At 63.2% G+C, this 13,761-nt stretch carries 10 protein-coding genes; 6 read left to right on the top strand and 4 right to left on the bottom strand.

Annotated features, from left to right (window positions below; genetic code table 11):
* The 4 genes from OHD62_RS06230 to OHD62_RS06215 all read right to left on the bottom strand — a co-directional run bounded on the left by OHD62_RS06230 (position 1) and on the right by OHD62_RS06215 (position 6,300).
* Entirely contained in the window at positions 1-903 is a 903-nt protein-coding gene (locus OHD62_RS06230; RefSeq protein ID WP_263781592.1) for an SMP-30/gluconolactonase/LRE family protein, read from the bottom strand.
* 116 nt (positions 904-1,019) lie between these two features.
* Positions 1,020-3,440, bottom strand: coding sequence for a GcvT family protein (locus tag OHD62_RS06225; protein ID WP_263781591.1), 2,421 nt, complete (start codon positions 3,438-3,440; stop codon positions 1,020-1,022).
* A gap of 126 nt (positions 3,441-3,566) precedes the next feature.
* Positions 3,567-5,222 carry an ABC transporter substrate-binding protein gene (locus OHD62_RS06220; protein WP_263781590.1) on the bottom strand — a complete coding sequence of 552 codons (1,656 nt, stop codon included), beginning with the start codon at positions 5,220-5,222 and terminating at the stop codon, positions 3,567-3,569.
* A gap of 190 nt (positions 5,223-5,412) precedes the next feature.
* Positions 5,413-6,300, bottom strand: coding sequence for a LysR substrate-binding domain-containing protein (locus OHD62_RS06215; protein WP_263781589.1), 888 nt, complete (start codon positions 6,298-6,300; stop codon positions 5,413-5,415).
* Positions 6,301-6,471: 171 nt separating this feature from the next.
* Between OHD62_RS06215 and OHD62_RS06210 the strand changes: the two genes are divergently transcribed.
* Genes OHD62_RS06210 through OHD62_RS06185 form a run of 6 tightly spaced genes read left to right on the top strand, consistent with a single transcriptional unit; the run spans position 6,472 to position 13,753 of the window.
* Entirely contained in the window at positions 6,472-7,890 is a 1,419-nt protein-coding gene (locus tag OHD62_RS06210; protein WP_263781588.1) for an MmgE/PrpD family protein, read from the top strand.
* A gap of 7 nt (positions 7,891-7,897) precedes the next feature.
* Positions 7,898-9,139 (top strand): FAD-dependent oxidoreductase, encoded by a 1,242-nt coding sequence (locus tag OHD62_RS06205; RefSeq protein ID WP_263781587.1) that lies wholly within the window; start codon positions 7,898-7,900, stop codon positions 9,137-9,139.
* A 2-nt stretch (positions 9,140-9,141) separates the two neighbouring features.
* Positions 9,142-9,408: a sarcosine oxidase subunit delta gene (locus OHD62_RS06200; RefSeq protein ID WP_263781586.1), complete on the top strand. Its 267-nt coding sequence runs from the start codon at positions 9,142-9,144 to the stop codon at positions 9,406-9,408.
* Entirely contained in the window at positions 9,405-12,263 is a 2,859-nt protein-coding gene (locus tag OHD62_RS06195; protein WP_263781585.1) for a 2Fe-2S iron-sulfur cluster-binding protein, read from the top strand. The genes OHD62_RS06200 and OHD62_RS06195 overlap by 4 nt, the downstream gene beginning before the upstream one ends.
* Positions 12,264-12,848, top strand: a complete 585-nt coding sequence (locus OHD62_RS06190) for a hypothetical protein (RefSeq protein ID WP_263781584.1) — start codon at positions 12,264-12,266, stop codon at positions 12,846-12,848.
* Positions 12,845-13,753, top strand: coding sequence for a dihydrodipicolinate synthase family protein (locus OHD62_RS06185; RefSeq protein WP_263781583.1), 909 nt, complete (start codon positions 12,845-12,847; stop codon positions 13,751-13,753). The genes OHD62_RS06190 and OHD62_RS06185 overlap by 4 nt, the downstream gene beginning before the upstream one ends.
* The last annotated feature ends 8 nt before the right edge of the window (positions 13,754-13,761 follow it).

Here is a 13,761-nt window from a genome sequence, read left to right as displayed (position 1 = left end):
TTACTTGTTCGGAACCTCGTAAACCTTGCCGTGCCACGGAGCTGCATCGATCTGGTCGAGCGCCATCACGTAGAGCACCTTCTCATCCGGTCCAAAGGCGAAGTTCGGCATGGATGGTGACGGCACCGAAAGCGTGCGAAGCAGCTTCGCGTTCTTGTCGACGACGATGATCTTGCCTGGCGCGTCGAGCGAGCGCGGGCTCTGACCGATATACATCTCGCCGGCCTTGTCCATCTTGATGCCGTCAGGCCAGATATGCGGCTGGTTCGGGAACAGATCGTCGAGGCGCAGGAAGACACGGCGGTTGGTCAGGCTGTGGTCGGACTGGACGTCGAACTCGATGATCCTGTTATCCTCGGTCTCGACCAGGTACAGGTCTTTCCCGTCGTTCGACATGACCAGACCATTGGCATTGTGCAGGTCGCCGGCAACCTTCCTCACGCTGCCGTCCTTGCCGATATAGTAGGCCGAGGCATCGATTAGCGGTCCGCCCTTGCCGGACCCGGTGAAATAAATGCCGCCATCCCTGTCGGGTGCAAAATCATTCGGTCCGCTGAACGGATTGCCGTCCGTGTCCTTGTCGTAGGCTGGCAGCGTCTTGCCGTCGGCGGAGATGCGGCCGATCGAGTTGCTGTCGTAGCAAGTGACAAGAAACTCGCCAGTGGTCGTCGGCAACACCGCTGAAGGGCCACAACCGTCCATCTTCCAGAAGATTTCGTTCTTCTTGCCGTCCCACACGGTCACCGTTCCGCGGCCATATTCGACGTAGAAGAGCTTGCCCTGATACCAGATCGGACCTTCGGCGAACCACGCGTCTTCATTGATGACCTTGACGTCTCCCGCATGCGCGGAGGATGTGAGGGCCAGGGCAAACATGGTGCCCAGCAGATGCCGTTTGATCATGCGATTCCCCTTTGTTGGCAGGCGGTCGAAATCTTCCTTCTCCAGCCTCGCCGGCGTTTCCGGCCGGCTAACGGTTTTCGTCAGTTGATTCACCGGGCGAACGGATGGCCTAGCTTCTACGAGCGCAGCCGCTTGCCTTCGGGATCGAATGGCGGATGCGGCAGGAGGATCGCCTCATGCGGCTTTCCCAGTATGGCGACCGAGACCTTGTCGCCGGCCCTGGCCGAGCCTGCCTTGACATAGCCGAGCGCCAGGGACTGCTCGACGAAATAGCCGTAGGCGCCCGAAGACACCTGGCCGATCGGCGTGCCGTCGGCGAGGAAAATCGGTTCGCCGCCGGTCGCGTCGGCATCTCTGGCGTCGATCGCCAGCATGATCAGTTCGTCGCGTGCCGGCTTTTCGGCAATGGCGGCATAGGCATCGCGGTTGAGGAACGCGCCCTTGTCCATTTTGACAAGGCGATCGAATTTGACCTCCTGCGGCCAATATTCGGGCGAGTATTCGCGGCTCCAGCTGCCATAGCCTTTTTCGACGCGAAGCGACATCAGCGCGCGCGATCCAACCGGTCCGGCGCCGACCTCGTCGCCGGCCTTGAGCAGCGCGTCGTAAAGCTCGACCTGGTCGGCGGCCTTGCAATGCAGTTCCCAGCCAAGGTCGCCGGTGAAGGACACCCTGAGCGCCACCACATCGATGCCGGCAACGGTGATCCGGCGCGACCGCATGAAGGGGAATGCCTCGTTTGACAGATCCTCATTGGTCAGGCGCAGCAGCAGGTCGCGCGAACTCGGTCCCGCCACGTTGAAGCCGCAAAGGTCCTCGGTGCGCGAGCGGAAGGTCGTGCCCTCCGGCAACGGGACGGCCTTGAAGAACCTTTGGTGGAAGCGTTCTGCCATGCCGGAGCCGATGACCATGAATTCGTCGTCGGCGAGCCTGGTCACGGTGAAGTCGCCGGCAATGCCGCCGCGCTTGCCGATCAGCGGCGTGAGGCAGGAGCGGCCGATCCTTGTCGGCATGCGGTTGGCGAACAGCGCATTGAGCCAGGCCTCGGCACCAGTGCCCTTGACCTCGTATTTGGCGAAATTGGAGATGTCGATGATGCCGGCGCGTTCGCGCAGCATGCGCGCCTCGCGGCCCACCGGTCCCCACCAGTTCTGCCGGGTGAAGCCGATCGTCTCCTCGCGCGGCTCGCCCTCGGCGGCGAACCACAGCGGGTGCTCCCAGCCGAAATTGAGGCCGAAAACAGCGTTCATCGCCTTTTGTCTGTCGTAGGCAGGCCGGATCCGCACGGGCCGTCCAGCGGTGCGTTCCTCGTTGGGGAAATGGATCTTGAAGCGATGGCTGTACTGATCCTCGACGCGGGCCTTGGTGAAGGCCTTCCCGGCCCAGTGACCGAAGCGCGCCATGTCCCAAGCGAACATGTCGAGCGAAGGCTCGCCCTCGATCATCCACTCGGCTGCCAGCTTGCCCATCCCGCCCGACTGCGAGAAGCCGGGAATGATGCCGTTGCAGCAGAAATAATTGCTGAGTTCGGGCACCGGCCCGAACAGGACCGCGCTGTCCGGCGACCAGATCATCGGTCCGTTGATCACCTTTTTGACGCCGGCAGTGCCGACCGCCGGGACGCGCGCGATCGCGCGCAGCATGTTCTCTTCGATACGGTCGAGATCGTCAGGAAACAGTTCATGGCCGAAGTCCAGCGGCGTGCCGTCCTCGGCCCAGAACTTCATCTTGCGCTCGTAGGCGCCGATGAGCAGCCCCAGCCCTTCCTGGCGCAGATAGTACTCGCCGTCGCGATCGGCGACCGAGGGCAAGCGGCGGCCCATGGCGGCGATTTCCGGGATGGTCTCGGTAACGAAATACTGGTGCTCGGTCGGGATCAGCGGCAGTTGCAGGCCAGCCATCGCAGCGACCTCCCTGCCCCACAGGCCGGCGGCATTGACCACCCATTGCGTTTGGATGTCGCCCTTCGGCGTGCGTACGATCCAGCTGCCGTCGGGTTGCGCTTCGGTGGCGGTGACTGGCGTGAAGCGATGGATCTCGGCGCCGCGCTGGCGCGCGCCGGCGGCGTAGGCGGCGGTGACGCCGGACGGATCGACATTGCCGCCTTCCGGCTCGTACATGATGCAGCGTATGCCGTCGAAGTCGACCAGCGGGTGCAGGCGCTCCGCCTCGTCACGCGCGACTTCGTAGAAATTCATCTTGTAGCGCCGCGCCTTGGCTTCCTGGAGCCTCAGCTGATGCTCGCGCGCTTCGGTTTGGGCGAGGTAGAGGGAGCCGGGCTGGAAGATACCGCAGCCCTGCCCGGTCTCGCTTTCCAGTTCCTTATAGAGCGCCATGGTGTAATGCTGCAGGCGGCTGATGTTGGTGGAATCATGCAGGCCGTGGATGTTGGCTGCCGCATGCCAGGTGGAGCCGGAGGTCAATTCGCTGCGCTCCAAGAGAACGACATCCGTCCAGCCGAACTTGGCAAGGTGATAAAGGATCGAGCAGCCGATCAGACCACCGCCGATGACGACGGCTTGTGCATGGGTACGCATGTTTCTTCCCTTGTTCGGCGACTTTTATCTTGGCGTTTGATTTAGCTGACGGGGTCAATCGCAGTCGCCCGGCGAGTTCAGGGGCGCAACATGCGCCCCTGAGATATTTGCTGTGTCCGGCCCGGCCTAGGCCTTGTCGAGCCAGACCTTGTCCAGCTGCAGTTCGAATGTCTGATGCATGCCGAGGTTCTTCACATAGGGGGCGTGGTGCCGGTAGAGCGAACGCCAGAACGCCTGGATGAGGATGCCGGAGTCCTGTAGGATGAACTCGACGTCCTTCATCAGTTCCTTGCGCTTGTCGACATCCGGCATGGCCAGCGCCGCGTTGAGCTTCTTGTCGAATTCCGGGTTGGCGTAGCCCGACTCGTTCCAGGCCTCGCCGCTGCGATAGGCGATCGCCAGCACCTGGACGCCCAGCGGCCGCATGCCCCAATCGGTGGTCGACCACGGGTATTTCGTCCAGTCGTTCCAGAACGACGAGCCCGGAATGATGGTCCGCTTGACCTTGACACCAGCCTCGCGCATCTGCGCGGCAACGACGTCGGCGGGGTCCTTCACATAGTCCGCATCGTAGGAGATCAGCTCGAACTCGTGATCCATCTGACCGGCCTCGGTCATCAGCGCCTTGGCCTTGGCAATGTCGCGCGGCACTTTCGGCAGCTCATAATATTCCGGATGGATCGGGCAGACATGGTGGTTTTCCGCGACCTGTCCGAGGCCGCTGTAGCCGAGCTTCAGCACCGTCTCATTGTCGACCGCGAGCTGCATGGCGTTGCGCACGCGTTTGTCGTCATACGGCTTGTTGGTCACGTTGGTGCGCAGCACGATGGTTCCGGCCGTGACGACCGGCTCCTTGACCAGTCCCATGCTGTCATAGAGGTCGACCGTGCCGCCGACCGTCTGGTAGTTGCAATCGATCTCACCGGCCTCGAAGGCGCTGGCGATGGCGGGGTTGGACGCGTCCGATCCGTAGTCGGTCCAGTCGACGCCATCGAGATAGGGGTCGCCGCCGAACCAGGTGAAGTCCTTGCGCCGCCGCACCGAGGCCGACTCGCCGACCTTGTACGAGATCAGCTCATAGGGACCGGTGCCGGGCGTCTTGAGCATATCGGCGCCGTTCTTGTCGAAGTCGCGATGGACGATGATCGCCGGATAGTCGGCAAAGCCTGGAATGATGGTGACGTCGGACTGTTGGCATTTCAGTTTCACTGTGTGGTCGTCGACCTTGGTGATGGCACCGGCCGCCGCCTTCTTGGTGGCGGGATCGATGAGGGAGTTCATGCGACCGGCCATCGAATTGCCTTCGGCCGCCTTGTCGCACCAGCGCTCGATATTGTGGACGATGTCGTCGGCGTTGAAGTCGTCGCCATTCGACCACTTCACGCCCTTGCGCAGATGCAGTGTATATTCGATAGCGTCGTCGCTCACCTCCCAGCTTTCGACCAGATGGCCCTCGAAGGTGAAGTCGGTGGTATAGCGGATCATGTAGTCGTTGCACTGGCGCATGACATTGGCGATCTCGGACCAGTCCCAGGAGCGCGGATCCTTCATTTCCTTGATGATCATCTGCATCTTCAGGATGCCGCCCTTCTTGCCCGGCTCCAGGGCGGCGGCCTGCGCCGGCGACGAGCCGATCATTGAATAGGCGAACGCCGTGGAGGCGCCCATCGCGCTCGCCATGGCAAGAAACTCGCGGCGATCCATGCCGCCCTTCCTGACTTCGTCTGCGTAGCTTTCGATGACGGCCGGGACGCGGTCACCGTTGCTCTTGAAAATCGTCATTGTGATTCTCCGGTTTGGGCTTTCCGCCCGTTACATTCCCCTTGCGTGGAAGATGTTAGAGGCGATGCAAAAATCCCGGAAGGGCTTGAGCCCGGGCAAACCGCGGAATCCCGGCTTCTGAGGCCTAAAAAAACGATGCCATTGACCTGTCAAATTTTGAGTTTGGAAAGTCCCCAGCTGCGAAACAGCTTTAGGCGCTGTCTTCCTGTGCCCGCAGAAGAATCCATTCCCGCACCGTGCGCGCGATGTTTCCCTTCGAAAGCTGGTTCTCGGTAAGATAGTAATTCCAGGGACTCGCGGGTCGGATCGCGAAGGGTTCGACGAGCAGCCCTCGTCGCAGATACGCATGGGCAAGCGAACGCTGGGTCGCGACGAGCCCTGCCCCCATGGCGGCCAGTTCGAGCGCGATGTTGGACGCGTTGGTTGTCAGACCCTTGTCGTAATCCGTCATATCGACGCCAAGCGCTGAGGTGACAACCTGCCAGTATTCCTGGCGGCCATGCACGAAGATCCAGTCCACCTTGAGAATATCCTCAGGTGCCTTCAAGGCATTCTCTCCATCCAGCAATGCTGGGGCGCACAGCAAAACCAGTTCATCGTTCCAGAGCGGGACGCCGGCGGGCGGGCGGTCGTCGAAACGCCGTGTGGAAATCGTTATGTCGGCGATCTGCTCGGTGAGATCCTCCCAGATCGTGCCATGGAGCACGATCTCGATTTCGGGGTGCTTCTTTCGAAAGACCGCCATGCAACCGGCCAGCCAGTTTTCCGCCAGGCTCATCGGGCAGGAGACGACCACCGTGCGATTGCGCGACGAGGTCACGATCGCCTCCGTCGCCTGGTCGATCTGGTCGAGTGCCTGACGCAACGTCGGCAGGAACGCCTCGCCCATTTCGGTGAGCTTGAGGCTGCGCGGATAGCGGATGAACAACTGCCGGCCGATATAGTGCTCGAGCGAGCGAACATGTGTGCTGACCGCAGCCTGCGTATAGCCAAGTTCCTTGGCAGCCAGGGTGAAGCTGAGATGACGGGCCGAACTCTCAAAGGACCTGATATAGTTCAAAGGGGGCGGCGGCTTCATCGCAAACTCCTGCAACACGCATGGGACACGCTATCGCACGGGCAGGCAGCCGTTCAATTGCGAGAAAGCGTCAAGACATAGATATTTTTGGCCAAAGCCGCCAAACTAATCACGTGAAAGCTCGATGGACCCAATTTATTGATGTTGTGACTGCAGAGGGGAGTAATGCAAGTGGCTGTGCCGTCGCATCGGCGTGAAGGGCCTGACACGAGTACCAGCGTTGCCATTCGCCTGGCCGATTTCGTGTTGCGGCGCCCGCCGGCCGTATTCCCCGCACCTGTCCTGGAACAGGCACGCTATCTCCTGCTTGATACGCTCGGAATTGCCATTGCGGCCGGTCCGATGGAAGCAGGCCGGATTGCCCGCGACACCGCCGCGCTTCTCTACGGCTCGACCGACCCGCTGCATTCGGCACGCATGCTTTTCGACGGTCGCCGCGCCAGCATCGCCGGGGCCGCTTATGCAGCCGCGACGCAGATCGACAATCTGGACGGCCACGACGGATACAGTCCGACCAAGGGCCATATCGGAGTCGCTGTCGTACCGGCGCTGGCGGCGCTTGCGGAAGCGCGCCCCGATCTCGAGGGGCCGGAGGCGCTGGCATCTCTGGTGGTCGGCTACGAAATTGCCGGCCGTGCCGGCATCGCGCTGCATGCGACGGTCTCGGACTATCATACGTCTGGTGCATGGAATGCGCTCGGCGTGGCCGCGGTGGCGGCGCGCCTGCGGCGGTTCAACGACGGACAATTGCGCGAGACCCTCGGCATTGCCGAATATCATGGCCCGCGCAGCCAGATGATGCGCGAGATCGCCACTCCAACGATGCTGCATGACGGCTCCGGCGTCGGTGCGTTGACGGGCCTGTCGGCCGCAGTGCTCGCAGAACGCGGCTTCACCGGCGCGCCGGCGATCACCGTCGAAGCGCCCCAAGTCGCTCCGCATTGGCAGGATCTCGGCGCCTTCTGGCAGGTACTGCACCAGTATGTGAAGCCGTACCCGATCTGCCGCTGGGCGCATGCAGCGATTGACGCGACGCGCGGGATCTGCCTGGCGCATCATCTGATGCCAGCCGACATCAGGCACGTTCAGGTCAACAGTTTTCACTACGCCGCCACGCTGTTCGACGGCATGCCGGACACGACATCGAAAGCCCAATACAGCCTGCGCTTCGCCGTCGCGACCTTCATCATGCATGGCCGCATCGGGCTGGAGCACATTTCCGGCAGTGGACTGGATGACGGTGCGGTCGCCGAAATGCTGAAGCGCATCACCGTCTCGGAATCGGAACGCCATAGCGCCCGCTTCCCGGCCGGCCGCTGGGCCGATGTTGTGATCTCGACGACCGACGGCCGTTTGCTCGTTTCAGGTGATGTCCACGCGCGCGGCGGACCGGAGGCGCCGCTGACGGATCTGGAAATCGAGGCCAAGTACATGGAATTCGCGACGCCGGTGCTTGGACAGGGCCGCGCCGCGGCGATCCGCGACAAAGTGCTCTCGCTCAACGACCGCGACAGTCTCTTTTCCGATCTCTCGGCGTTGCTCTACGATCCTCCAGTGATCACCAAGATGCTCCAGCGGCCGGCCTGGTAGTCCCAAGATGCCGCTCAGGCTCCTGAAATACGGCCTCAGCCGGGACTATCCGGTCAGCGGCGACATTCCCGCAACGCCGGACCTCAAGCCCTCCTACGATGTGGTCATCGTCGGTGGCGGCGGCCACGGACTGTCATGCGCGCATCACCTTGCGAAATACCATGGCATAAGCAGTGTCGCGGTGATCGAGAAGGGTTACCTTGCCGGCGGTAACACCGCGCGTAACACCACGACGATCCGCTCGAACTACATCACCCCCGAAGGCATCGCCTTCTACAAGGAAGGCGTCGAGCTGTTCGAGACCCTGTCGCAGGAACTCGACTTCAACGTCATGTTCTCGCAACGCGGCCAGTTGACGCTGGCACACACGGAGGCGACCTTGCGCAGCTTTCATGCGCGCGCCGAGATGGGCAAGCATCTGGGTACGCGCACCGAAGTTGTCGACCAGAAGGCGGTCGAGGAACTCGTCCCAACCCTGAACATGGATTATGGCGGTTCGCTCGAAATCCTCGGCGGGCTTTGGCATGCCGACGGCGGTACCGCCAGGCATGATGCCGTTGCCTGGGGCTATGCCGCGCAGGCGTCGCGTCGCGGCGTCGAGATCCACCAGCGGACCGAAGTGGAAGGCTTCGAGGTCGTCGGCGACCGGGTCCAGGCCGTAAAGACGAACAGGGGCCGTATCGCCTGCGGTCAGGTGCTGATTGCGACCGGCGGGATGAACTACGACGTGGCGCTGATGGCCGGCGTCGAGCTTCCCATCCGCTGCTATCCGCTGCAGGCCATGGTGACGCAGCCGCTCAAGCCGTGGCTGCACACGCTGGTCTCTTCCGTCTCATTGCACACCTATCTGGTGCAGTCGTCGCGCGGCGAGGTCGTCATCGGCGGCGGGTCCGATCCCTACCAGCTCTACTCGACGCGCTCGACGCTGGACATGAAGGAACACCTCGCCGGGGGCGCAGTGCACCTCTTCCCGTTCCTGCAAGGCGTGCGGCTGCTCAGGCAATGGGCCGGGATCACCGACATGACGCCGGACTACAGCCCGATCATGGGTGCCAGCCCACTCGCCAATCTGTGGCTCGATTGCGGATGGGGGACATGGGGGTTCAAGGCGACGCCCGTCGCCGGCAAACGCATGGCGGAGACGATCGCCAAGGGGTGCATGCCCGACATCTTGAAGCCCTTCGCGCTCGAGCGGTTCGAAACCTTCCAGCTGCTCAACGAAATGGGCGCAACGGCGGCGAGCCACTGACCATGAAACTGCTGATTTGCCCGATGAACGGCCCGCGCAACATAGACGAGTTCCAGTCGTTCGGACCCGTCCGCGCCGAGCCGGACCCGGACCGAACCGCCGATGCCGACTGGTCGCGGCATCTGTTCCGCGCCGAGAACCGCAGGGGCATCGTGGTCGAGTGGTGGCGCCACGTGCCAAGCAATTACTTTTTTCTGGCCGAGCGCGATCTCGTCACCAATGAAGTCATCCGGACATTCGATCCGTCCGAACGCCGGGACCAATCATGAACCGGCTGCCTGCGCCCTGGGGAAGCCGGATCGATCGAAGCCGTCCCCTACGCTTCAGCTTCGAAGGCAAGGACTTCGAGGGTTATGCCGGCGACAGCATCGCCAGCGCGCTCGCAGCCTCCGGACAATGGGTGCTGTCGCGCTCCTTCAAGTATCATCGACCGCGCGGCATCCTCTCAATGACCGGCGCCGACGCCAACACGCTGGTGCAATTGCCGTTCGAGCCGAACGTCGCCGCAGATCGCACGCCGATCAGCGAAGGGTTGCGGGTCAGCGCGCAGAACGTCAACGGCACGCTCGAACGCGACGGCGACGCGATCATCGACAGGCTGGGACGCTTTCTACCGGTCGGCTTCTACTACCGCACCTTCATGGGGCCGCGCCGCGACAGCTGGCTGAAATTCTGGGAACCGATGATCCGCCGCAAGGCCGGACTGGGCGTGGTCGATACCACGGCCCCGCACCGGCATTTCGACAAATCGCACCTGCATTGCGACATGCTCGTGGTCGGCGCCGGTCCGGCCGGGCTGAATGCGGCAATCGCTGCCGCCGAGGCGGGCGCGGATGTCGTGCTCTGCGACGAGAACCCGGAAATCGGCGGATCGCTGACCTATGGCCGGCATGATCCGGCCATGCTTGCCGACCTGTCTTCCAGGCTGCGGGCATTGCCCAATCTGCACCTGCTGACCGGGACTGTCTGCAACGGATGGTACGAGGACAACTGGCTGCCGCTGATCCAGGGGGACCGGCTCTATCGCACCCGCGCCCGCACCGTGATCCTGGCCACCGGCTCGATCGAACAGCCTGCCATCTTCCGCAACAACGACCTGCCGGGGATCATGCTCGGTGGCTCGGCGCAGCGGCTGATCCGCCATTACGGCGTGCGCCCGGGACAAAAGGCCGTGGTGCTGGCCACCGGCGATGAGGGCTATTGCGTCGCGCTCGATCTGGTTGAGGCCGGCGTCTCGGTCATACTGGTCGCCGATCCGAGATCCGGCGGCGAGACAGGCACCTTCGAAGCCGAGTTGCACGGCAAGGGCGTGGCCATCCGGAAGGCCGTGACGATCGAAGCCGCCCAGGGGACCGCGGGAAATCGTCACCTTGCGCGGGTCCGTGTCGGCGGGCGCTGGATCGAGTGCGACCTGCTGGCTGTCTCGGCTGGCCAGGTGCCCGCCTGGCAGCTGCCTTGTCAGAGTGGAGCAAAAGTCGGCTATGACGCCGCTAGCGGATCGATGATGCTCAGCTTGCCGAAAACGCCGGTCCACCTTGCCGGCTCTGTCGCTGGAGACAGCGATCTACAGGGCGCGATTGCCGGCGGCCACCGCGCGGCCGTGGCCGCACTTTTGGGGCTCGGCCATGCTGTTGTAGAGGACAAAATATTCACCAGGCCTATGGCTACCAGCCCGGTCCATGTGCTGCCGATCGTTGCCGATCCGAAGGGCCGCGACTTCGTCGATTTCGACGAAGATCTGCAGGTCAAGGATCTCCAGAACGCGGTCAAGGAGGGTTATCGCGAGATCGAACTGGTCAAGCGCTTCAGCACCGTCGGCATGGGCCCGAGTCAGGGGCGCCATTCCGCGCTGGCAACAGCGAGGATCGTTGCCGAGGCGACCGACCGCACGGTGGCCGAAGTCGGCATCACCACTGCCCGCCCGCCGGTCGGACCGGAGACGCTTGGCGTGCTTGCCGGCCACCATGAACCGCTCGAGCGACGCACCGCACTGCATGCCAGGCATTTGGCGCTGAACGCCGTGATGAAGCCGGTAGGCGCGTGGTGGCGGCCGTATTTCTATGGCGATGCCGGCGCGGCCGAAAAGATGATCCGCGACGAGATCACGGCGGTGCGGCAAGGGGTTGGCCTGCTCGACGTGTCGACGCTCGGCAAGCTGGAACTGCGCGGGCCCGATGCCGGCGAATTCCTCGACCGGCTTTACACCATGGCGCATGCCAACCAGCCGGTCGGGCGTGTGCGCTATTGCCTGATGCTCAACGAGATGGGCTCGGTGGTCGACGACGGCGTCGCCTACCGCATGGCGGACGACCGGTTCTATGTGACCGCCACCACGGGCGCGGTGGCGCGTGTCTATGCCGACATGCTGTTCTGGAACGCGCAATGGCGCTTGCGGGTCGATGTCCTCAACCTCACCGGCGCGTTCTGCGGCCTGAATGTCACCGGGCCGAAAGCCCGGGCGGTGCTTGAGGCGCTGGAGAGCGACATCGATTTCGGGCGCGAGGCATTCCCCTATCTCAGCGGCCGCGAAGGCGTCATCGCCGGCGTGCCGGTGCGCGTCATGCGGATCGGTTTCACCGGCGAGCTGAGCTACGAACTGCATAGCCCATCCAGCCTCGCACCCGCCCTCTGGGACGCGGTGATGACTGCCGGCAAACCGTACGGCTTGAAGCCTTACGGTCTCGAAGCCTCGCGCATCCTTCGCCTGGAGAAGGGGCACATTCTGATCGGCCAGGACACCGATGCGATCACCACGCCGGACGAGCTCGGCTTTGGCTGGGCGGTCTCGAAGAAGAAGCCGTTCTTCGTCGGCAAACGATCGATCGAGTTGCGCGCAAGGCTGGGCCAGTCGCGCAAGCTCGTCGGCCTCCGATTTCCGGCCGATGCCATGGATCTACCCGGCGAAAGCTGCCTCATACTGCGCGGCAATGCTCCCGTCGGACAGATCACCTCGATCGGCTTCTCGCCGACGCTCGGCTGTACCATCGCGCTCGCCTACGTCCATGTCGACGACTCCACGGAAGGAAGCCTGGTGATGGTGAAGTGCCGGAACGGCAATCTGGTCGATGGGCCGGTGGTTGCTCACGCTTTCTTCGATCCCGCCAATGCACGGCAGGAGATGTAGATGGCGGCAAGTGCGGTGTTTCCCTTCATGGCCGGCGGCGCGGCGGACGGCACGAAGCTGCCCGCTGGTGCGTTGGCGCTGAGCGACCTGACGGCCAGTCCGCGTTTTGGCTTGAAGGGCGGCGGCAGCGCTGCCTGGCTCACGGCGCACGGCATCTCCTTGCCTGCGGTCAATCACATCGGCGCGTATCACGGCATGCGGATCTTGCGTCTCGGCAACGAGGACATCCTGCTGCTTGCCGAAGGTGCCGGCGAAGCGCTTGCCGAACTCAAAGCCGCCTGGGCGAACGAGCCGAAAGGCTATTCATCATGGCGCGAGGAAGGCTGGGCATGGCTGCGCATCTCTGGCCCGCACGCGCCGCAAGCGATGAGCCGGCTATGCGCGTTTGATCTCAGAGCCGATAGATTCGGTGTCGACGACATTGCGCAAACACGCGTCGGCCACATCGAGGCCGTCACATTCCGCTCGCAAGCAGGTTTCGATGTACTGTTCGACGTCACCGCATCGGCCTACTTCGCCAGGACGGCAGCCGCGGCGGCCAGACACTGCACAGATTTGCTGATCGATACGGAAGGACGCCCATGATCCGCCCGCAAGGAACCATCGCACCGATCCTGACGCCGTTCGAGGGCGATGGCCGCATCGCGCGTGACCTCTGGATAGGTCACGCCAAATGGGTGCTGGGCCAAGGGGCACATTTCCTGTCTCCCTTCGGCACCACCGGTGAGGCGCTGTCGCTCTCGCTCAATGAACGCACCCAGGCGCTGGAGTGGCTGGTCGAAGCCGGCATTTCGCCAAGCCGGCTGATGCCCGGTACCGGCGTTACCGCGCTGCCCGAAACCGTCGAACTGTCGGCGCACGCGGTAGGGCTCGGCTGCGCCGGCGTGATGGTGCTGCCTTCATTCTTTTACACCGCCGTCGGCGACGATGGCCAGAAACGCTACTACAGCGAACTGATCGAGCGGATTGCGAATCCGGCAATGAAGATGATCCTCTACCATATCCCGCAGAACTCCGGCGTGGCGGTGAGCCCGGGCTTGACGGCGCTTTTGAGCGAAACCTTTCCTGACACCGTCGTCGCCTACAAGGACAGCGCCGGCGACTGGAACAACACGGCGGCGGTGATTGCAGCGGCGCCAAAGGTTGCGGTGTTCCCCAGCTCTGAAGCGCAATTGACCAAGGGCCTGGCCAATGGCGCGGCAGGCTGCATCTCGGCCACCGTCAACCTCAACGCCGCGGCCATCCGCTCCCTCTATGATCGTACGCTGGCAGGAGAGGACGTCGCCGAGGCGGATGCAGCGATCAAGGCGTTCCGCAAGATCATCCAGGATGCCGGCCTGATCCCGGCGATGAAGGCCGTCATGGCGGTGCGCTCGGGCGACAGGCGATGGCTGAACCTGCGCGCTCCACATGAGAACGCGACGCTCGAGAGCGGCGAGAAACTGCTCGCAGCGCTCGGGCCTTCGGCCGATCACATTGGCCGGAGCTGAGACCGGCA

This window comes from Mesorhizobium sp. YC-39, from assembly GCF_025753795.1.
GTDB lineage: Bacteria > Pseudomonadota > Alphaproteobacteria > Rhizobiales > Rhizobiaceae > Mesorhizobium.
Note: the sequence above shows the minus strand (reverse complement) of the source record. Positions and strands in the feature narration are given on the sequence as shown.